The following is a 22,628-nucleotide window of genomic DNA, read 5'->3' on the forward strand; positions in this document are numbered from 1 at the left end:
ATTTTAATTTTATTTATTAAACTAAACTAATTTTTTTAATGAAGTTGACCTGTAAGCCGGGTTCTGTTTTAACAGTCATTCATCTAGGTTAATAATCACTTATTAACTCAAGCAGCCTACCCAGGTTTATAGAGTACGAGCAATACAGAAAACGACCTATATTTGGCTTTGCTCCGGGTGGAGTTTACAATGCCATAAATTGTTACCAATTATGCGGTGTGCTCTTACCACCCCTTTTCACCCTGGCCATATTTTTTTAAAAAATATAAAACTTTTTAAAAAATAGGTGGTTTTTTTTCTGTTGCACTAGTCATAAGCTTACGCTTTCCAGATATTATCTGGCACCCTGCTCTCTGGAGCCCGGACTTTCCTCTTTTTAATTTTTCATAAAACTAAACAGCGACTGTTTGGTCAACTTCAAACATAAAATTTTACATGATCTAGACGAATTTGTCACTTTTCTTTTTGAATCATTTTTTGATATAAATAATTTTTACTAATTTTATATATTTGTGAAGTAATTAAAACAGCTTTTTTCAACGATAAAGATTGTCTTAGTAGTATAAATGTATTTAATATTTCATTTGATAAATGATCAATTTTAGTTTTTTTAAAACCTTCAACAATTATTATTATTTCTCCTTTATAACGATTTTTATCTTCTTGAAGCCAATTGAGCATTAAATTTGCTTGCGTTCCATATATAGATTCCCATTTTTTTGTTATCTCTCTAGCAATTACTATATGTCTGTATTTATCTATTTGTTCTATTATATCTTTTATGGTTTCAAGGATTCTATATTTTGATTCATAAAAAATCATTGTTCGTGTTTCTTCTTTTAAAGATAATAACAAATCGCATCGTTTTTTCTTTTTTGAAGGAAGAAATCCTTCGTAGCAAAAACGATTATTAGTGATTCCAGAGGCACTTAATGCTGTAATAGCAGAACAAGGACCTGGAAGCGGAATGATATTAATATTAAAAAAATGACATTTTTTGATTAATAAATGACCAGGATCGTTAATCACAGGTGTACCTGCATTTGAAACTAAAGCTATGTTTTTTCCTGTTTTTAATTTTTCAATTAAATTGTTACTTTGTTTTTTTTCATTATCTTTATTCATTAATATTAGATTGTTTTTAATATTAAAATTTTGTAGTAAAATATTAGTATGTCTAATATTTTCTGCTGCAATTAAATTAACATTTTTTAATATTTCCAACGCTCTGTGAGTTATATCTAAAAGATTACCGATTGGTGTTGGTACGATATAAAGTATACCATTGTTTATTTGATTCATTTTTTTCATATAATTTTTTTTTTAAATATTCATCATTGTAATTTTATTGAATATAAAAATTATATTTAAAATATATACAATATTTTTTTGTGTGTAAATTTAAATTATACACATATTTTTTATTTTAAGGATCGCTAGTGAAACGAGTAGTTATTACAGGTTTTGGTATTGTTTCAAGTATAGGTAATAATAAAAAGGAAGTACTGACATCTTTATATAACGGTAATTCAGGTATTACTTTTTCAGATGAAATGAAAAAATTACACATGCGCAGTCAAATATGGGGTAATGTTCAATTAAAAGAGATCAAGAAAATAAATCAAAAAAGTTTACGTTTTATGAATAATGCCTCTAAATATTCTTTTTTATCTATGAAAGCAGCTATTAAAGACGCTAAAATAAAGATTATACAATATCAAAAAAATCCCCGTGTAGGATTAATTACTGGTTCAGGATGTGGTTTTTCAAAAAATGATGCATATGATTGCACAACTACTACGAAAAATATAGATTATTTAAATTCTATTAGTCCTTATTTTGTCTTTAAAAAAATGCCTTCTAACATGTCAGCATGTTTGTCTACTTTTTTTAAAATTTATGGGATAAGTTATTCTATTAGTTCAGCATGTTCTACTTCGGCTCATTGTATTGGTCATGCATTTGAATTAATTAGATCCGGAAAACAAGATGTTATTTTTGCAGGTGGTGGAGACAATGTTAATATAGCATTGGCTCGTGAATTTGATACAATGAAAGTTTTATCTTCTAATTTTAATAATAATCCTAAAATAGCATCGCGTGTATACGATATCCATCGTGATGGATTTGTTATTTCAGAAGGGGCAGGGATATTAGTGATTGAAGAATTAAACTTTGCTTTATCTCGTGCCGCTAATATTTATGCAGAGATTATTGCATATTCCACTACGTCTGATGGTGATAGTATGTTTGTACCCTCAGGAAGAGGAGCAGTTCGTTGTATGAATTTAGCTAAAAAAGAAAATGATATCCCTATTGATTATCTTAATGTACATGGAACTTCTACTCAAATTGGTGATTTAATAGAGTTAAAAGCAATTAAAAAAGTTTTTAATAAAGAAAAACTTCCAATGATTTCTGCAACAAAGTCAATAACTGGGCATTCATTGGGTGCATCAGGAGTACATGAAATTATTTATATACTACTAATGTTTAAGTATAATTTTATAGCACCAACAATTAACATTGAAAAATTAGAACCATATGCAAAGAACATGAATATTGTTCAAAAAACTATTGATATAGAAATTAGTACAGCAATGTCTAATAGTTTTGGTTTTGGTGGTACTAATGTTTCATTAATACTAAAAAAATATTAACATTGTTATATTTAATATGTTTAGTATATATAGCATTTTTTATTTTATATGTAGTATAAAAAAGATAGTTTCATAAACTAATTAAGGTTTTTTTAAATGTTTTACAACAAAAAATCATTTTAATATTTACAGTATTAAAATGATTTTTTCTTATGAAAAATTAATTATTAATTATTTTTAAATAAAAAATATGTTTTTAAAATATGATTTTAATATCTTTTTATTTTACTAAGACAGAGAACTAAACAATGAATCAATTGAATGCATTAAAGCAATTTACAACTATTGTTGCAGATACTAGTGATATAAAATCTATATGTAAATATCAACCAGATGATGCAACTACAAATCCATCTTTAATACTTCAAGCAATAAATTTAAAAAATAATCAACATTTTGTTGATCAGGCTATAAAATATGGAAAAATGAAAGGAGGATTATATAAAGATCAAATTATTAATGCTAGTGATAAAATATTAGTTGATCTTGGAGTAGAAATTTTAAAATACATTCCTGGGTATATTTCTAGTGAAGTTGATGCTCGTTTATCTTTTAGTAAAGAAAAATGTATTTTAAGAGCTAAAAAAATAATTTATTTGTATGAACAACAAGGCGTTACAAGAAATCGTGTTTTAATTAAATTAGCAGCTACATGGGAATCTATAAAGGCTGCAGAAGAATTACAAAAAGAAAATATTCTTTGTAATTTAACACTTTTATTTTCTTTTGCTCAAGCGCGTGCTTGTGCAGAAGCAAACGTATTTTTAATTTCACCATTTGTTGGACGAATTTATGATTGGTATGTTGCTCAAAATTTAATATCAAAATCTTCTATAGAAAAAGATCCTGGTGTCATGTCAGTTTGTAAAATATACGAATATTATAAAAAACATAATTATAAAACTATAATTATGGGTGCAAGTTTTCGTAATATACAACAAATATTGTATTTATCTGGATGTGATCGATTAACTATTTCACCAATATTATTAGACCAGTTGCAATCTAATACTCAAAAATTAGAAAGAAAACTTATTCCCCATAATACCTTTTTAACTCCGCCTCAACCACTTTCTGAGGAAGAATTTAGATGGGAACATAATCAAGATGCTATGGCTGTAGAAAAATTATCTGAAGGTATACGAAATTTTGGAAGAGATCAATTACTTTTAGAAAAAATACTTTCTAAAAAAATGTAAATTTATTCAAAAATATTGACAATTATTTTTTATTGATAAGGAAAATATATGTGTTCACGAAGAGAATTAGCTAACGCTATTCGTATTCTTAGTATAGATGCTGTTCAAAAAGCACGATCAGGTCATCCTGGTATGCCTATGGGTATGGCAGATATAGCTGAAGTGTTGTGGAGAGATTTTTTAAAACATAATCCAGAAAATCCCATGTGGAGTAATCGTGATCGTTTTATACTTTCTAATGGACATGGATCGATGTTATTATATAGTTTATTACATCTTACAGGATATAAATTATCTATAAAGGAATTAAAAAATTTTAGGCAACTTAATTCAAAAACTCCAGGACACCCTGAAATAAATCAAACACCGGGTATAGAAGTAACAACCGGTCCATTAGGACAAGGTTTAGCTAATGCTGTTGGGATGGCTATTGCAGAAAGAACCTTAAGTTCTTATTTCAATCGACCAAATTATGATATTGTTAATCATTATACTTGGGTTTTTGTAGGTGATGGTTGTTTGATGGAAGGTATTTCTCATGAAGTTTGTTCTTTAGCAGGAACTTTGAAACTCGGTAAATTAATTGTTTTTTATGATAAAAATGGTATTTCTATAGATGGCCATGTTTCTAATTGGTTTACGGACGATACAGCAAAACGTTTTGAATCGTATAATTGGCATGTAGTAGATCAAGTTGACGGACATGATTCAAAATCGATAAAAAAAAGTATAGAAAAAGCAAAATTAATACAAGATAAACCGTCAATTATTATTTGCAGTACAGTTATTGGATTTGGATCACCAAATAAATCAGGAACTGCAGAATCACATGGAGCTCCTTTAGGAGAAACAGAAATTCTTTTGACACGAGCAAAATTAAATTGGAAATATCCTGCTTTTGAAATACCTGAACATATTTATGAAAAATGGAACTTTATAAAACAGGGTGTAAAATTAGAAAACGAATGGAATAGAAAATTTGCTTTATACGAATCTGATTATCCAAGTTTAGCAATTGAATATTTAAGACGAATTCATAAAAAATTACCTGATAATTGGAATGCAAAAACGAAGAATTATATTACTATTTTACAAAAAAATCCAAAAAATATTGCAAGTCGGCAAGCTTCGCAAAACACATTAGAAGAGTTTGGTAAAATGTTACCAGAACTTCTTGGCGGATCAGCAGATTTGTCACCTAGTAATTTAACTACATGGTCTTGCTCTGATTCTATTTTAAAAAACTTATCTGGTAACTATATCCATTATGGAGTTCGTGAGTTTGGTATGACTGCTATTGCAAATGGTATATTTCATCATGGTGGCTTTATTCCATACACTGCTACGTTTTTAATTTTTTTTGAATATGCACGTAATGCAGTTCGTATGGCCTCTTTAATGGACACACAACATATTTTTGTATATACTCATGATTCTATTGGGTTAGGTGAAGACGGCCCTACTCATCAACCAATAGAACAACTGTCTAGTTTAAGAATGACTCCGAATTTAGATGTATGGCGCCCTAGTGATCAAGTAGAAACTGCAGTAGCTTGGAAAAATGCTATTGAGAAAAAATCAGGACCTACAGCTCTTATTTTATCAAGACAAACTTTATTTCAATCTGCAAGAAATTCTGAACAATTAAAGAATATATCTCGTGGAGCATATATATTATATGATTCTAAACCATTACTTGACTTAATTTTAATATCGACAGGTTCAGAGATATATATTACTTTATTAGCTGCAGAAAAAATTGTTTCTTTGGGATATTCTGTGCGTGTAGTTTCAATGCCTTCTACTAATGTTTTTGATAAGCAAGACAATGCATATAAAGAATCTATATTCCCGTCTTATGTTAAAAAAAGAATTGCGATAGAAGCTAGTATTGAAGATTTTTGGTATAAATATGTAGGAAAACATGGGGTAATCATTGGAATGAAAACTTTCGGTGAATCGGCTCCTGCAGAAGATTTATTTGAAAAATTTGGTTTTACCGTAGATAATATAGTTGAAAAAGCAATAATTTTATTAAAAATATAATTTTTTATTTCGTGATTGTATTAATCGTTTTTGGGGCTTAAATATAGCCCCATATATTTGTAACATTAAAATAGAAATTTTTTAATAAATAAAAGATTTATTTAGGAAGAATAATGATTTGTCCGATAATTCAATTAGCACAGGAATTAATTCGCATTCCATCGATTAGTCCTCAAGATTTAGGTTGTCAAGAGATTATTATGAAACGCCTATGTAAAATAGGGTTTCAAATTAAAATGATTAATATTAATAAAACAAAAAATTTTTGGGCGTTTAGAGGTACTGGAAAGACTTTAACATTTGCAGGTCATACAGATGTAGTTTCTCCAGGTGAAGAAAAAAATTGGTGTACGCCTCCATTTATTCCATCCATAAAAAATGGATTTTTATTTGGAAGAGGATCATCAGATATGAAAGGCGCATTATCTTGTATGATAATTGCTGCTGAAAAATTTATAAGTAAATTTCCTCATCATAATGGACGCTTATCTTTTCTTATCACTTCAGATGAAGAATCTAATGCAGTTGATGGAACTGTGAAAGTAGTAGAATATTTGCAATCAAACGATGAAATGATTGATTACTGTATAGTAGGCGAACCATCCAGTACTAATATAGTAGGTGACGTAATAAAAAACGGTAGACGTGGATCAATTACAGCAAATTTAACTATTCATGGAATACAAGGACATATTGCTTATCCTGATTTAGCTGATGATCCTATACGTAAAGGATTACCTATTATTTTAAAAATAATATCATTAAAGTTTGATAATGGAAATGATTTTTTTGCACCAACTATTATAAATATTGCAAACATTCATGCAGGAAACGGTGCTAATAATATTATTCCAGGATCTTTTTTTGTACAGTTGAACGTACGCTTTAATACAGAGATTTCTGATATAGAAATTAAAAATAAAATTGAAAATGTATTACATGAAAACAATATTAATTATACCATTCAATGGTTTCTTTCGGGTCAACCTTTTCTTACGAAAAAAGGCGTTTTGGTAGATACTGTAAAAAATGTTATTATTCGCTTGAATAAGACAAATCCTGTTTTATCTACTTCTGGAGGAACATCTGATGGACGATTTATTGCTCTAATGGGATCTGAAATAGTAGAATTAGGATTAACTAATAATACAATTCATAAAATTAATGAATGTGTGAAAATATCTGATTTATATCTTTTAACATGTATGTATGAAAATATTATGAAAGAGTTATTAATCTGAAATGATAAAAATTTTTTAAATATTATATATAATAATGCAGAATATCGCAAAGATAATCTGCATCAATTTCTATATGATTATAATTAATTTAAAAATTTGTATATAGAAATTTTTTCATTATATAGGAGGTAATATGTCATGATTTTTTTTTTCTAAATCTTTATCTACATAAGGAATTTCGTATTCTTTATTTTTTTTGGGAAGAGTAATACCTTTTGGTATTATTAATTTTTTTAATTCTTTTTTACTTTTTTCAAACAAAATATTATTATTATTTTCTACATTTTTTAATGAACAAGAAGCCATTAAAAATAAATTTAATATTTGGCATGTAATGATAATTTTGAAAAATATTTTGTTTTTTTTAATATTTTTTAATATTAGCATATTGAATAGCTTTTTCAAGTTTTAATTGTGTAGAATTTGAAGCTAAAGTCATTGGTAAACGAAGCGTATCATACTTTATCAATCTTAATTTTCTAGCTAACCATTTTATTGGAATAGGATTAGGTTCTATAAACAGTGTTTCATGCAATAAAATCAATCTTTTATTTATAGATCTTGCTTTTATGAAGTCTCCTTTGAGCGCATATGTACAAATTTTCATCATTTCTTTTGCAGCAATATTAGCTGTTACTGATATTACACCTTGACCTCCTAATTGCATGAAATCTAAAGCTGTTGTATCATCTCCACTAATTAATAAAAAATCGTTTTTTATTAATTCTTTAATTTTATTAATTCTTGACAAATCACCAGTTGCTTCTTTAATCCCTATTATATTCTTAAAATTAGATAATTTTGACACTGTTTCTGGTAGTAAATCACATCCAGTCCGACTAGGTACATTATATAAAATTTGTGGTATTTCAGTGTTTTCTGAAATAGCTTTAAAGTGTTGATATAATCCTTCTTGTGTAGGTCTATTATAATATGGTGTCACAGTCAGACAAGCAGCAATGCCAGATTTTTCAAATCTTTTTGTTAAAGATATAGCTTCAGTAGTAGCATTCGCTCCTGTTCCTGCGATAATTGGAATACGATTATCTGCTAATTCTAAAGTTAACATAACCACTTTTATATGTTCTTCTTGACTTAGTGTTGCAGATTCTCCTGTAGTTCCAACAGAAACAATTGCTGTAGTTTTATTATGTATATGATAATTAATTAGTTTTTTTAAACTAGAACGACAAATTTGACCTTTTTCATCCATAGGTGTGATTAGCGCAACAATACTTCCTGTGAACATTATAGTTGTCCTCCTCCATAAAAAACACCTTACAGTCTGTTTAAAATATATCTAAAAAAGTATATAAATTTTTAAATGAATATTTTAATAATATCTTATGAAAAATAACAGTGTTAGAGAATATGATGTATATCATAAAACTTCAGTATCTCCATAGTAGAATAAAATTAGTTTTTAAATATTATTGTTATATTTAATATAAGTATATTATTTAAATATTTATTTTTAATTTAAATTAGAAGCGTATTCAAAAAAACATGTCATTTTTTAATACTGTCATCTTTTTTTTCTATTACTTAATTATAATAAGGTCAATTTCTTTACTAGATATCTTAGGTATAAATTTTTTTGATTGTTTATTTTAAAATATTATTTATATTCAAAGAATGTAAAATTTAAATTCATATAATAATACCTGTAATAAAATAGAATGTTTTAAGAATTAAAATATAAAAATTTAGTTATTAGTTATAATGGTTTTAATACATTATGTTTTTAAAAAATATGAAATTTTTAATTGATTATTTTTTGATAAAATTTTTTTTAGTAAATCATTTAGTTTTTAAAAAAATTTTATAGTATTCATTGAAATAGTTGTTAAACAATTTTGTTAATATACTCGAAAATGTATGTTGTGAATTTTAATATTTTCAAAGTCGTAATATTATCATAAATTATTTCAATTAAAAAACAATTGTCATTTTTAAATAAAACAAGCTACTAAAATAATATGATTTAGTAGCTCGATCATTGAATTAAAAATAGTTGACTGAAAAATTTCTTATTTACTACATTGAGCTTTAAATCTTAATACATGATCCATTAAAACAATTGCTACCATTGCTTCCGTTATTGGTACAGCTCTAATACCTACGCAGGGATCATGTCTACCTTTTACATTTATTTCCACAGGTTGATTGTCTTTGTTAATTGTTTTCCCTTTTTTTCTAATACTAGATGTCGGTTTAAAAGCTATTTTTAAAACAATGTTTTCACCATTACTAATACCTCCTAAAATACCACCAGAGTGATTACTAGAAAATCCTTCATGTGTGATTTCATCACGGTGTTCACTTCCCTTTTGATTGACCACTGAGAAACCATCTCCAATTTCTATTCCTTTTGCTGCATTGATACTAATTAAGGCATGTGCTAAATCTGCATCTAAACGATCAAATACCGGTTCTCCTAGACCTATAGGAACTTTTTCAGCTATAACTGTTATGTTTGCTCCAATAGAATCACCTGTTTTTTTTAATTTTTTAATTAAATTTTTTAGATCTGGTATTTTTTCTGAATTAGAGCAAAAAAAATCATTTTTTTCAACTTCTTCCCAAGATTTAAATGGGCAATCTATATTACCCATAGATGATAAATATGCACGTATAGTGATACCATATTTTTCTTGAAGATATTTTTTTGCTATTGCTCCTGCTGCAACTCGCATAGCAGTTTCTCGTGCAGAAGATCTTCCTCCTCCACGATAATCTCTAATACCATATTTTTTTTCATAAGTAAAATCAGCATGTCCTGGTCTAAATAAATTTTTTATATCATCATAATCTTTGGAACGTTGATCACTATTATAAATGATCAAACCTATACTAGTGCCCGTTGTTATACCATTAAATACGCCAGACAGTATATGGATTTTGTCTAATTCAGATCGCTGAGTAGTATACCGAGAAGCCCCAGGTCTTCTACGGTTCAAATCTTTTTGTAAATCTTCGCAAGATAATTCAAGACCTGGAGGAGTTCCATCAACTATACATCCTAATGCTTCTCCGTGTGATTCTCCAAAAGTAGTCACACAAAATATTTTACCAATTGTATTTCCAGACATTGTTTTTATTTTTTTTAAAATTCAATTATTTTACTATACAGAATAAATAAGAAAAAATGGTTTTTATTTTGAAAAATATGAAAAAAATATACTTTTATATAAATATTAATACATAAAAAATTACTAATGATAAACTTTTTATTTGTTGTTTTTACAAAAACTAAATTATATAATTATTTTTAAAATACATGAAACTATATGTTAATATTTTTTGGTAAAACATTATGAATAAAAACAGCCCTTATATTACTAATGAAAATATTTTATTTCGTCAATGGTTAAGTGATACTCGTGAAATTATACAAGATACTGTGTTTCATTCTCGAATTGATAAAAGAAATACAAAAAACATGTTGTCTAAACGTATGTTTTTTGAACAAGATGCTCATACTCATTATTTTTCTTGTAAAAAGCAAAAAAATTTATTTAAAGACAATCCAGTTTCTTATATTCGTAATAAAAAAGCATGTAATGTTTTAAAAAATTTAAAAAATGGAAGATATGCTCCAGATATTTTTTTAGATTTACATGGATTAACCCAATATCAAGCGCAAAAAGCACTAGCTGAATTAATTAGAACATGCCAAAAGGAAAAAATTTTTTGCGCTCATATTATGCATGGACATGGTAAGCAAATTTTAAAAAAACAAACGCCTTTTTGGTTATCTCAACATCCAGATATTATTGCCTTTCATAGAGCTCCTAAAATTTTTGGAAGCGATGCTGCAATTATAGTTATAATCGAAATTGATTAATATCAAATTTAAGTTTTTATTTTTTATAAAAAATTTTTTAGTAATTTCAATATAAAAATTCTTTAAATTTTTTCGTTTTCAAGTCTTATACTTTTCATACAAAAAATTTTTTTATTTGTTATATAATAATTTTATTATAACATTGTTGATATCGTATTTGATATTTTACTATAATTTTTTATAGAAAATAAAAAAATTTTTCAAACCCTTATATTTTTTTTTGGGTTTTTTATTTTTTAACAATATAAGTTTTGTATGTTATAAAAAATTTAAGGAATTGTTAATATGTTTAATAATAATCGTATACGTATAGCAATGCAAAAAACTGGTCGATTAAGTAGTGATTCTATAAAATTGCTAACAAGTTGCGGAATTAAAATTAATTTAAAACAACAAAAATTGATAGCTTTTGCTGAAAATATGCCTATTGATGCGATGTTGGTTCGTGATGATGATATTCCTGGATTGGTCATGGATGGGGTAGTAGATCTTGGAATAGTCGGAGAAAACGTTCTTGAAGAAGAACGATTAAATCGAATATCTCAAAATTCTGAACATTCTTATGTTACCTTAACACGTCTCGATTTTGGAATTTGTAGATTATCTTTAGCTGTTCCAGTTAATACTACATATACTCACATTAATTCTTTAAAAAATATTAGAATAGCAACTTCTTATCCTCATTTATTAAAAAAGTACCTGGATAAAAAAAATATTTCCTTTAAGTCATGTATGCTAAACGGATCAGTAGAAGTAGCACCTAGAGCTGGTTTGGCTGATGCTATTTGTGATTTAGTTTCAACCGGAGCAACATTAGAAGCTAACGGTTTGCGTGAAGTTCAGGTTGTTTATCGTTCTCGTGCGTGTTTGATTTCTAAAAATGGAGACATTAACAAGATAAAAAAAGAAGTGATTAATAAATTAATGACTCGAATTAAAGGTGTAATTAAAGCTCGTGAATCTAAATATATTATGTTACATGCACCTATAAATAAATTAGAAGAGGTAATATCTTTATTACATGGAGCAGAAAGACCAACTGTTTTAAAATTAGCTGGTGATGATAATCGAGTAGCTATGCATATGGTGAGTAGTGAAACGCTATTTTGGGAAACAATGGAGAAATTAAAAGCTTTAGGTGCTAGTTCTATTTTAGTTTTACCAATCGAAAAAATGATGGAGTAAAAAATTATAATGAATTATTTAAAAAATATTTTTTATTGGAGTAAATTAAATTATGATGAACAACAAAAAATATTATCAAGACCTATTCTAAATCGAAATCACACTATGAAAGACACTGTAAAAAAAATTATAGAAAATGTTAAAAATTTTGGTGATAACGCTTTACGAAAATATTCTATTTTATTTGATAAATTTAATGTAAATGAATTTCGAATACCTGAAGAAAAAATTATTTCATCTTTTTTAAATATCAATGAAAACTTAAAAAGTTCAATTTTAATTGCAAAAAAAAATATTACGTCTTTTCATGAAGCTCAAATATTATCAACAATAGATATTGAAACGCAAATTGGGGTACGTTGTCAACAAGTTTATTTACCTTTAAATTCTGTTGGTATTTATATACCTAATGGAACAACATCGTTATTTTCAAGTGTATTAATGTTAGCAATACCAGCAAAAATTGCTGGATGTAAGGAAATTATTCTTTGTTCACCTCCACCAATTAACAATAATATTCTTTATGCATCATATGTTTGTGGTATTAAAAAAATTTTTCAGGTAGGTGGGGCGCAAGCTATAGCAGCACTTGCTTTTGGTACTGAGACCATCCCTAAGGTAGATAAAATTTTTGGTCCTGGAAATACTTACGTAACAGAAGCAAAATTGCAAGTTAGTTCTGTATTCAATGGAGCAGAAATAGATATGTTAGCAGGACCATCAGAACTATTAGTAATTGCTGATGAAACAGCTAATCCAGATTTTATTGCTGCTGATCTATTATCTCAAGCAGAACACGGTTCATCTTCTCAAGTTATACTACTAACTTCATCTGTTCAATTATCTAAAAACGTTATTTCTTCTCTTAATGAACAAGTTAAAAAACTGCCTAGATTATCAGAAATTTCAAAATCATTAAAAAATAGTATGATCATTATCACTGATAATATGTCACAGTGTATTGAGATATCAAATATGTATGCACCTGAGCATTTAATTATTCAAACAAAACAACCAAGAAAAATTCTTAATAATATTTCAAATGCTAGTTCTATTTTTTTAGGACAGTGGTCACCTGAATCTGTAGGTGATTATGCATCTGGAACAAATCATGTTTTACCAACATATGGAAAATCTTTAACTAATTCTGCTTTAGGATTAGCTGATTTTCAAAAACGTATATTAATTCAAGAATTAACGTCTCAAGGATTAATAGATTTATCTAATACTATTGAAATTTTATCTTCTGAAGAACAACTTGATGCTCATAAAAACGCTGTAAAAATTCGAGTAGATTTTTTAAAAAGGAAAAAATATGATCAATAGTCTCATTAAATTGGCCAGGATTAATGTACAAAAATTACAACCTTATCAATCTGCAAGACGAATTGGAGGACAACATGGTGACGTCTGGCTAAATGCAAATGAATCGCCCGTATCTGTTGAACTTTCATTTAAAAAAAAACTATTAAATCGTTATCCAGAATGTCAACCTATTGATTTAATTTCTGCTTACGCTGATTATGTAAGATTATCTACTAATCAGATTTTAGTGACAAGAGGAGCAGACGAAGGAATTGAGTTGTTAATAAGAGCTTTTTGTGAATCAGGAAAAGATGCAATTATTTATTGTCCACCTACTTATGATATGTATAGGGTGAATGCTGAAATATATAACATTAAATATAAAGAAGTACCTACGATTAAAAATACTTGGCAATTAGATTTGTTGAATATTAAATTAAATTTAAATTCAGTAAAATTAATATATATTTGTAATCCTAACAATCCAACCGGTAGTACGTGTTCAAAAAAAGATCTTTTTGATTTATTAGAAATGACACTAAATACATCTTTAGTTGTAGTAGATGAAGCATATATTGAATTTTTACCTAAAGAAAGTATGACATTATATTTAAAAAAATATCCTAATTTAGTGATTTTAAGAACATTGTCTAAAGCATTCGCTTTAGCTGGAATACGATGTGGTTTTGTTTTAGCACAAAAAGAAATTATTAACATTTTAAATAAAATAATCAGTCCTTATCCAATATCTATACCTACTGCTAGTATAGCACTTGAATCTTTGCATAAAAATTATATTAAATTAATGCAAAATAGAGTATTAGATTTAAATGCTAATCGTGTTTGGTTAATTAATAAATTAAAGAAAATTTCTTCCGTAAAAAAAATATTTCAAAGTAATACTAATTATATACTAGTACAATTTTTCATGTCTGAAGAAATTTTTCAAATGTTATGGGAAAAAGGTATTATTGTGAGAAATCAAGATCATAAGATAAATTTAAAGCAATGTTTACGAATTACAGTAGGAACGCATTTAGAATGTTCGCGTTTGATTGAAGAAATTAAGTTTTTTTCTAAAAAATATCTAAAAGGGGTCTAAATGAAAGATAAAATATTATTTATTGATCGAGATGGTACATTAATTAATGAACCCATAGATACTTTTCAAGTAGATTCAATCAATAAATTAATTTTTAAAAAATATGTGATTTCTTCTTTACGTAAATTAATAATGTTAGATTATAAATTAATTATGGTTACTAATCAAGATAAACTTGGTAGTAAAGGTTTTACTTTAGAAAGTTTTAATAAACCTCATTTTTTTATGTTAAACATTTTTCGTTCAGAAGATATAATATTTGATGATATATTAATTTGTTCTCATGTTGAAAGTGATAACTGTGAATGTCGTAAACCTAAAATTAAAATGTTAGAACCATGGCTAGGCAATATAGATAAAAATCGTAGCTATGTTATTGGTGATCGTGATACAGATATGATGTTAGCTAAAAATATGCAAATAACAGGTCTTCAATATGAAGAAAATGCATTTAATTGGATTCATATTGTAAATAAAATTACAAAAAATAATAGATATGCAGAAATTTGCAGAAAAACAAAAGAAACTGCAGTCCAAATACAAGTTTCTTTAGATTCAGAAGAAAATAGTCAAATTAATACTGGTATTAAGTTTTTTGATCATATGTTAGATCAATTAGCAGTACATAGTGGAATTTACATGAATATTTTTACGAAAGGTGATATTGATATTGATGATCATCATACTGTAGAAGATACAGCAATTGCACTTGGAACAGTTTTATTTCAAGCATTAGGAAAAAAAAATGGTTTATGTAGATTTGGTTTTTATGTTCCCATGGATGAAAGCCAATCTAGTTGTATTATAGATATATCAAATCGTCCATATTTAAAATTTCAAGCAAAATTCAATTATCAAATAGTTGGTGATTTAAACACTGATATGATTGAACATTTTTTTTATTCTCTAGCATATTCTATGAAAATTACACTTCATTTATGTGCTAAAGGTGAAAATGATCATCATTGCATTGAAAGTTTATTTAAAGCGTTTGGACGAGCATTACGTGAAGCTATTAAAATAGAAGGAAATAAATTACCAACGTCTAAAGGACTTTTATAATGGGGAAAATCATCATATTAAATACTGATTGTGCTAATTTCACTTCAATTAAATCAGCAATTGAAAAACTAGGTTATTGTTGTATGATTACTGCTGAACCTTCTATAGTAAAAAACGCTAAAAAAATTATTTTACCTGGAGTGGGTACAGCTTTAGCTGCAATGAATTTTTTATCTCAAAAAAAATTAGTTGATATTATAAAAACATTTACGAATCCAATTTTAGGTATATGTCTTGGAATGCAAATTTTTTGCAATTTTAGTGAAGAATCCAATGGAGTAAAAACTATTGGTGTTGTTAAAACGTCTGTATTACATTTAAAAACTAATAATTTACCTTTACCTCATATAGGATGGAATCAAATTTCATTTAATAAATGTCATGCGTTATTTAAAGATATACCAAATAATTCAAGATTTTATTTCGTTCATAGTTATATAGTTCCTGTTAATAAATATACTTTGTCTGTAACTAATTATGGTATGAATTTTAGTTCAGTTATACAAAAAAACAATTTTTTTGGAGTGCAATTTCATCCAGAAAAATCTGGTAAAATAGGTTCTCAATTATTAAAGAATTTTTTGGAGATGTAGTTTCATGATTATTCCTGCATTTGATCTAATAAATGGTAAAGCAGTGCGTTTGTATCAAGGTGACTATGCTTATCAAAAGAACTATGATATAAATTTATATGAATCTTTAGAGAAATATGCATCAAAAGGAGTAAAACTAGTTCACATAGTTGATTTGGATGGAGCAAAAAATAGTAATAATAGACAATTAAAACTATTAAAAAAAATCCTTAATCACACGACTATTCCTATACAAGTTGGTGGAGGTATAAGAAATCAAAAAGATATAGATATTCTCTTTGAACTAGGAGCTAAAAGGGTAGTAATTGGTTCTGTTGCAATCACAAATAGAAAAGACGTAAAAAAATGGTTGAATATTTATGGTTCGGATGCAATTGTTTTGGCATTAGATTTAAAGATTAACTATCTTGGTGAAAAAGAAATATGTATTAATGGATGGCAAAAACAAACTAATTATTTATTCGAAGAGATTATTGAATATTTTTCTTTTAGTCAATTAAAACATGTGTTATGCACTGATATATCTAAAGACGGTACATTACTGGGTCCTAATATCAAATTATATCAAGAAATTACAACATTGTTTAAAAATATAGAATTTCAAGCCTCTGGAGGAGTGTCAGTTTTACAAGATATTGTGGATCTCAAAAAAACAGGGATTCAACATATTATTATTGGTCGTAGTTTATTAGAAAAAAAGATCACTATAGAGGATGCTTTGAGATGTTGGCAAAAAGAATAATAGCATGTCTAGATGTGAGTAATGGTGTAGTTGTGAAAGGAATACAATTTAAACATCATGAAGTGATTGGTGACATATTGCCACTTGCTGAACGTTATGCAAATGAAGGTATAGACGAACTTGTATTTTACGATATTACTGCTGCAACAAAAAATCAATTAGTTGATAAAAGTTGGATAAAAAAAATTGCTAAAGTAATAAATATACCTTTTTGTGTTGCTGGAGGAATTAAAAGTGTAGAAGATGCAAAAAATGTTTTATCTAGTGGTGCAGATAAAATATCAATTAATTCTTCAGCTTTAACAGATCCTAATTTAATTACAAAAATTTCAAAACGTTTTGGTATCCAATGTACAGTAGTAGGAATCGATTCTTGGTATGATAAAGATAAAAAATGTTATATGGTTAAACAATATACAGGAGATATCAAAAAAACTTATCAAACGAATTGGAAAACGTCTGACTGGGTAAAGCAAGTTCAAGATAAAGGAGCTGGTGAAATTGTTTTAAATATGATGAATAATGATGGATTAAAAAAAGGTTATGATATTGTACAACTTTGTAAGATACGAGATATTTGTCATGTACCTTTAATCGCATCAGGCGGAGCTGGAAATATGAATCATTTTTATAATGCTTTACACGAAGCTAATGTAGATGGAGTTTTGGCAGCATCGGTTTTCCATAAAAATACAGTAAATATAAAAATTTTAAAAAATTTTTTAGTTAAAAAAGGTATAGAAATTAGAATATGTTAAATCAACAAAATCTATTAAATCTTAATTGGATAAAAACTAATGGCATGTTGCCAGTTATAGTACAAAATTATTTTTCTCAAGAAGTTTTAATGCATGCATACATGAATAAAGAAGCGTTATTAGAAACGCAAAAAAAAAGTTTAGTAACATTTTATTCTCGTACTAAGAATCGTTTATGGACGAAAGGAGAAAAATCAGGAAATTATTTAAAAGTAATTAAAATTATTGTAGATTGCGATTACGATGCACTTTTATTATTAGTAGAACCTATAGGAAAAACATGTCATTTAGGGAATACAAGTTGTTTTTCTTCAAAAGAAAATGATGTAAATTTTCTAACTAAATTAGAAGATATTATAGAAAACAGCAAAACAACAGATATATATAATTCATATACAAACAGATTATATAAATCTGGTACAAGTCGTATAGCACAAAAAGTTGGTGAAGAAGCTGTAGAAACAATATTAGCAGCCATGAAAAAAGATAAAAATGAATTAATTAATGAATCTTCTGATCTAATTTATCATTTAATTGTGCTTTTACATGATCAAGATTTAAATTTTAATATGGTGCTCAATAACTTAAAAAAAAGAAATAAACAAAAATAACAGTCTTTTTTGAAAATATGTTTGGTTTATTATTCAAAATTTATTTCATATGTTTTAATTTTCTTCTATTTAAAATTAATTTTTCATATTAGTATTAAAATTCGATCATAATAAATGCATATAATCGATATTGCACTTTTTTGCAATTTATTAAATGTGATATCAGTTGATTTCTTTTTATTTTACAATCAAAAATAATATTACATGAACATGTATTTGTATTTTAAATGAACAGAAACGTTATTTTAATATTTTGTTTTTAATAAATGAAAAATAGTTGTAATATTATTTATAATAAAACTTGTAAATAAAAATATTTTTTAAAACTATTTGAGTTGGAGAACAAAATGTCAAAACAGCAAATTGGTGTTATAGGAATGGCTGTAATGGGGCGCAATTTAGCATTAAATATTGAGAATAAAAATTATACTGTTTCTATATATAATAGAACACAATCAGTAACAGAAGGAATTATTAAACAAAATTCAGAAAAAAAAATTTTTCCATATTTTACTATCGAAGAATTTGTTAGCTCACTCATCAAACCTAGATGTATTTTATTAATGGTTCAATCTGGAAAAGCAACTGATGAAACTATTAAATTAATTACTCCTTATTTAGAAAAAGGAGATATATTAATTGATGGTGGAAATACTTTTTATAAAGACACTATTCGAAGAAGCGATGAGTTATCTGATAAGGGTATTAATTTTATTGGAATGGGAGTTTCTGGAGGTGAATTAGGAGCTTTAAATGGCCCGTCAATTATGCCTGGAGGCCAAAAAAAAGCGTATAAATTAGTATCTTCTATGTTGAAAAATATATCAGCAAAATTTAAAAATGAACCATGTGTAAGTTACATCGGACCAAACGGTGCTGGACATTATGTAAAAATGATACATAACGGTATTGAATATGGAGATATGCAACTTATTGCAGAATCGTATTTTTTATTAAAATATTTATTAAATATGAGTAACAAAGAATTAGCAAACACTTTTTCTGAATGGAACCAAGGTGAATTAAATAGTTATTTAATTGATATAACAAAAGATATTTTTCTTGCAAAAGATAATAATGGAAATTATTTAATAGATTGTATTTTAGACGTTGCAGAAGATAAAGGTACGGGAAAGTGGATAAGTCAAGATGCTCTAGAACTTCGTGAACCTCTTTCATTGATCACTGAATCTGTATTTTTACGCTATTTATCATCTCTTAAATCACAACGTGTTGCTGCATCAAAGATATTAACGGGTCCTAATATAGAAAGAGGTGTCATAAAAGATAAAAAAATTTTTATTGAAGAAATTAGACGTGCTTTATATTTAGGCAAGATTATTTCTTACGCTCAAGGGTTTTCTCAATTAAAAAAAGCTTCAGAAAAGTATAATTGGGATTTAAAATATGGTGAAATCGCAAAAATTTTCAGATCTGGATGTATTATTAGAGCAAAATTTTTACAAAAAATAACAGAAGAATATTCCTATAATGAAAAGATTGTTAATTTATTATTAACTCCTTATTTTTCAAAAATAGCTAATAAATATGAAACTTCATTACGGAAAATAGTGGTTGAATCAGTAAAAAATGGCATTGCTATACCTGCATTTTCTACTGCAATATCATATTATGATAGTTATCGTACTGTTCATTCATCTGCTAATCTTATACAAGCTCAAAGAGATTATTTTGGTTCTCATACTTATCGAAGAACTGATCGATCTGGCTATTTTCACACAAATTGGTTAGAAAAAAAATAATTTTATTTTTAATAAAATCAAAATTTTTTCAGGATTTTATATAAAAATATATTAATTATAAAATCAACGTTTTACATTTAAACATGTAAATAGCAGATGATGTAAAAAAAATATCTCTGCTATTATATTTAATAATAACAATTTTTTATTAAATTAGATTTATTTTTAATAGGGATAATAATGCGTTTATGCGACACAGATATTCAAAAATGGTTGAATAGAAAAAAATTAATCATTGAACCTTTCCCTCAAAAACAATTAATTCATGGTATTACTGTTGATATACATCTTAGTAATAAATTTCGTTTTTTTAATGATCATGTAAGATCTTATATTGATTTGAGTAATTTAAAAGATAACACAACGGAATCCTTAAAAGAAGTTATGAGTGATGAAATAGTTTTTTCTCAAGATAAACCATTATTTCTACAACCTAATTCTTTAGTACTTTCTTCTACTTTTGAAAGTTTTACGATTCCAAATAATTTAGTAGGATGGTTAGATGGCCGTTCTTCTTTAGCCCGATTAGGTTTAATGATTCATGCTACTGCACATCGTATTGATCCAGGATGGAAGGGTAATATTGTATTAGAAATGTTTAATGCTGGAAAATTAACTTTATTATTGCGACCTAAAATGAAAATAGCAGCTATTAGCTTTGAAGTTCTTTCTAAGTCAGTATTACATCCTTATCATGCTCGATATGATGCTAAATATAAAAGTCAAGATGGAGTGATACCAAGTCGAATTAATAGAGAATAAAAATTTTGTAAAAAAGAATAGTTTACGATTTATTTTATTTTATATATGATACTCTTTATTTCAAAAATAAAATCTTATGCCAAACATACTCAGAAAAATATTAGTAACTTGTGCTTTACCTTATGCCAATGGCTCTATTCATATAGGTCATATGCTCGAACATATTCAAGCAGATATTTGGGTTCGCTATCATAGAATGCGTGGTCATGAAGTATGGTTTGTTTCTGCTGACGATGCACATGGTACTGCTATTATGTTAAAATCTGAAAATTTAAAAATATCTTCAAAAGATTTAATTAAAAAAATCAAAAAAGAACATGAAAAAGATTTTTTTAATTTTAATATTTCTTATGATAATTATCATTCTACACATAGTATAGAAAATTTATATTTATCAAGACAAATATTTAGAATATTAAATGAAAAAGGTTTAATTAAAGAGAAAAACATTTTTCAGTTGTATGATAATACAAAAAAAATATTTCTCCCCGATAGATTTATAAAAGGACAATGTCCAATTTGCCGTTCAGATGATCAATATGGTGATAATTGTGAAATATGTAGCGCAACTTATGAATCAATAGATTTAATTCATCCTATATCTGTAATTTCTGGTAACACTCCTATTTTAAAAAGTACTAAACACTTATATTTTAATTTACCTTTTTTTACCGATATGTTAAAAAAATGGATACATTCTGGTGTTTTAGAACGCCCAGTTATAAAAAAAACAGAAGAATGGTTTAAAACGGGTTTAAAATTATGGGGCATCTCTAGAGATGAACCGTATTTTGGATTTAAAATCCCACAATTTCCGAAAAAATATTTTTATGTTTGGTTGGATGCTCCTATTGGTTATATAAGTGCATTTAAAAACCTTTGTAATAAAAATAAAAAATTAAATTTTAATGAACTATGGCATAAAAATTCTAATTATGAATTATATCATTTTATCGGAAAAGACATTATTTATTTTCATACTTTATTTTGGCCTGCAATATTGGAAGCCTCTTCTTTAAGAAAGCCTAATCGTATATTTGTACATGGTTATCTTACTATGAACGGATTAAAATTATCTAAATCACGTAGTATTGGATTAATTAAAGCAAAAGATTGGATTAAAGTTTTTGATTCGGATAGCTTACGTTATTATTATGCTAGTAAATTAACAAACAATATAAATGACATTGAAATTAATTTAAAAGATTTTGTGCAAAAAATAAATAGTGATATTGTAAATAAACTAGTTAATTTACCTTCTAGAACAATTAGTTTTATAGAAAAGTATTTTAATGGATATTTATCCGATAAATTAAGTGATAATACATTATATCAGTATTTTGTAGATCAAGGAAGTATGATTAGAAAGTGTTTTGAAAATCGTGAATTTAATGTTATTACACGAGAATCTATGAGATTAATGAGCATAGCTAATTGTTATATTAATGATAAAAAACCGTGGAATATCAAAATAACAGAACGTAATATGTACAAATTACAAGAAATTTGTACTATGGGGATTAATTTATTTAGAATAGTTATGATTTTTTTAAAACCAATATTACCAGATCTTGCAATGAAAACTGAATCTTTTTTAATGTCATATTTAACTTGGAATAATATTAATTCTCCTTTATTATGTCATAAATTAAAGAAATTTATTCCATTATATAAAAGAATTGATTTTAAAAAAATTGATACATTAATTAATTTATATAAATAAAAATATTTAATGAATTTTGATCAAATAAA

Annotated in this window: 20 protein-coding genes and 1 other RNA gene; 16 read left to right on the forward strand and 5 right to left on the reverse strand. The window is 26.6% G+C overall.

The genetic code is table 11. From position 1 onward, the window contains the following. Positions 1–36: 36 nt before the first annotated feature. Positions 37–419, reverse strand: an RNA gene (gene rnpB / locus ATN01_RS00440) — RNase P RNA component class A. A 34-nt stretch (positions 420–453) separates the two neighbouring features. Next, on the reverse strand, positions 454–1,311 hold the full coding sequence (gene rsmI / locus ATN01_RS00445) for a 16S rRNA (cytidine(1402)-2'-O)-methyltransferase (protein ID WP_203415003.1): 858 nt from the start codon (positions 1,309–1,311) through the stop codon (positions 454–456). A gap of 128 nt (positions 1,312–1,439) precedes the next feature. Here rsmI and ATN01_RS00450 point away from each other — a divergent pair, with 128 nt between their 5' ends. The 4 genes from ATN01_RS00450 to dapE all read left to right on the forward strand — a co-directional run bounded on the left by ATN01_RS00450 (position 1,440) and on the right by dapE (position 7,146). Further along, positions 1,440–2,660, forward strand: coding sequence for a beta-ketoacyl synthase N-terminal-like domain-containing protein (locus tag ATN01_RS00450; protein WP_075433152.1), 1,221 nt, complete (start codon positions 1,440–1,442; stop codon positions 2,658–2,660). 248 nt (positions 2,661–2,908) lie between these two features. Next, entirely contained in the window at positions 2,909–3,859 is a 951-nt protein-coding gene (tal, locus tag ATN01_RS00455) for a transaldolase (RefSeq protein ID WP_075433153.1), read from the forward strand. A gap of 48 nt (positions 3,860–3,907) precedes the next feature. Then, on the forward strand, positions 3,908–5,905 hold the full coding sequence (tkt, locus tag ATN01_RS00460) for a transketolase (RefSeq protein WP_075433154.1): 1,998 nt from the start codon (positions 3,908–3,910) through the stop codon (positions 5,903–5,905). A 113-nt stretch (positions 5,906–6,018) separates the two neighbouring features. Then, positions 6,019–7,146, forward strand: a complete 1,128-nt coding sequence (gene dapE, locus ATN01_RS00465) for a succinyl-diaminopimelate desuccinylase (RefSeq protein WP_075433155.1) — start codon at positions 6,019–6,021, stop codon at positions 7,144–7,146. 117 nt (positions 7,147–7,263) lie between these two features. On the opposite strand, the gene ATN01_RS00470 is transcribed toward dapE, so the two are convergent. The 3 genes from ATN01_RS00470 to aroC form a co-directional block, all read right to left on the reverse strand. Next, positions 7,264–7,533 carry a hypothetical protein gene (locus ATN01_RS00470; protein WP_075433156.1) on the reverse strand — a complete coding sequence of 90 codons (270 nt, stop codon included), beginning with the start codon at positions 7,531–7,533 and terminating at the stop codon, positions 7,264–7,266. Continuing rightward, complete coding sequence (dapA, locus tag ATN01_RS00475; protein WP_075433157.1) at positions 7,511–8,395, reverse strand: 4-hydroxy-tetrahydrodipicolinate synthase; 885 nt, start codon at positions 8,393–8,395, stop codon at positions 7,511–7,513. The genes ATN01_RS00470 and dapA overlap by 23 nt, the downstream gene beginning before the upstream one ends. Positions 8,396–9,176: 781 nt before the next feature. Further along, positions 9,177–10,238: a chorismate synthase gene (aroC, locus tag ATN01_RS00480; protein WP_075433158.1), complete on the reverse strand. Its 1,062-nt coding sequence runs from the start codon at positions 10,236–10,238 to the stop codon at positions 9,177–9,179. Between the two features lie 224 nt (positions 10,239–10,462). Between aroC and smrB the strand changes: the two genes are divergently transcribed. The 12 genes from smrB to metG all read left to right on the forward strand — a co-directional run bounded on the left by smrB (position 10,463) and on the right by metG (position 22,599). Beyond that, positions 10,463–10,993 carry an endonuclease SmrB gene (gene smrB, locus ATN01_RS00485; RefSeq protein ID WP_075433159.1) on the forward strand — a complete coding sequence of 177 codons (531 nt, stop codon included), beginning with the start codon at positions 10,463–10,465 and terminating at the stop codon, positions 10,991–10,993. A gap of 285 nt (positions 10,994–11,278) precedes the next feature. After that, positions 11,279–12,178: an ATP phosphoribosyltransferase gene (gene hisG, locus ATN01_RS00490; protein WP_075433160.1), complete on the forward strand. Its 900-nt coding sequence runs from the start codon at positions 11,279–11,281 to the stop codon at positions 12,176–12,178. Positions 12,179–12,187: 9 nt separating this feature from the next. Next, a complete protein-coding gene (hisD, locus tag ATN01_RS00495) occupies positions 12,188–13,504 on the forward strand; it encodes a histidinol dehydrogenase (protein ID WP_075433161.1) in 1,317 nt (438 codons plus the stop codon). Continuing rightward, positions 13,494–14,585: a histidinol-phosphate transaminase gene (hisC, locus tag ATN01_RS00500; protein ID WP_075433162.1), complete on the forward strand. Its 1,092-nt coding sequence runs from the start codon at positions 13,494–13,496 to the stop codon at positions 14,583–14,585. Before hisD ends, hisC begins: the two co-directional genes overlap by 11 nt. Beyond that, complete coding sequence (hisB, locus tag ATN01_RS00505; protein WP_075433163.1) at positions 14,586–15,647, forward strand: bifunctional histidinol-phosphatase/imidazoleglycerol-phosphate dehydratase HisB; 1,062 nt, start codon at positions 14,586–14,588, stop codon at positions 15,645–15,647. Then, on the forward strand, positions 15,647–16,240 hold the full coding sequence (gene hisH, locus ATN01_RS00510; RefSeq protein WP_075433164.1) for an imidazole glycerol phosphate synthase subunit HisH: 594 nt from the start codon (positions 15,647–15,649) through the stop codon (positions 16,238–16,240). The genes hisB and hisH overlap by 1 nt, the downstream gene beginning before the upstream one ends. A 4-nt stretch (positions 16,241–16,244) precedes the next feature. Then, entirely contained in the window at positions 16,245–16,982 is a 738-nt protein-coding gene (gene hisA / locus ATN01_RS00515) for a 1-(5-phosphoribosyl)-5-[(5-phosphoribosylamino)methylideneamino]imidazole-4-carboxamide isomerase (protein ID WP_075433165.1), read from the forward strand. Further along, a complete protein-coding gene (hisF, locus tag ATN01_RS00520; protein WP_075433166.1) occupies positions 16,964–17,740 on the forward strand; it encodes an imidazole glycerol phosphate synthase subunit HisF in 777 nt (258 codons plus the stop codon). Before hisA ends, hisF begins: the two co-directional genes overlap by 19 nt. Next, positions 17,734–18,351 (forward strand): bifunctional phosphoribosyl-AMP cyclohydrolase/phosphoribosyl-ATP diphosphatase HisIE, encoded by a 618-nt coding sequence (gene hisIE, locus ATN01_RS00525; RefSeq protein ID WP_075433167.1) that lies wholly within the window; start codon positions 17,734–17,736, stop codon positions 18,349–18,351. Before hisF ends, hisIE begins: the two co-directional genes overlap by 7 nt. Positions 18,352–18,698: 347 nt before the next feature. After that, a complete protein-coding gene (gene gndA, locus ATN01_RS00530) occupies positions 18,699–20,114 on the forward strand; it encodes an NADP-dependent phosphogluconate dehydrogenase (RefSeq protein WP_075433168.1) in 1,416 nt (471 codons plus the stop codon). Positions 20,115–20,294: 180 nt separating this feature from the next. Continuing rightward, positions 20,295–20,876 carry a dCTP deaminase gene (gene dcd, locus ATN01_RS00535; RefSeq protein ID WP_075433169.1) on the forward strand — a complete coding sequence of 194 codons (582 nt, stop codon included), beginning with the start codon at positions 20,295–20,297 and terminating at the stop codon, positions 20,874–20,876. 76 nt (positions 20,877–20,952) lie between these two features. Then, entirely contained in the window at positions 20,953–22,599 is a 1,647-nt protein-coding gene (metG, locus tag ATN01_RS00540) for a methionine--tRNA ligase (protein ID WP_075433170.1), read from the forward strand. Positions 22,600–22,628 lie beyond the last annotated feature (29 nt).

Origin of the sequence: Buchnera aphidicola (Diuraphis noxia) (assembly GCF_001700895.1) — a bacterium.
Lineage (GTDB): Bacteria > Pseudomonadota > Gammaproteobacteria > Enterobacterales > Enterobacteriaceae > Buchnera > Buchnera aphidicola_D.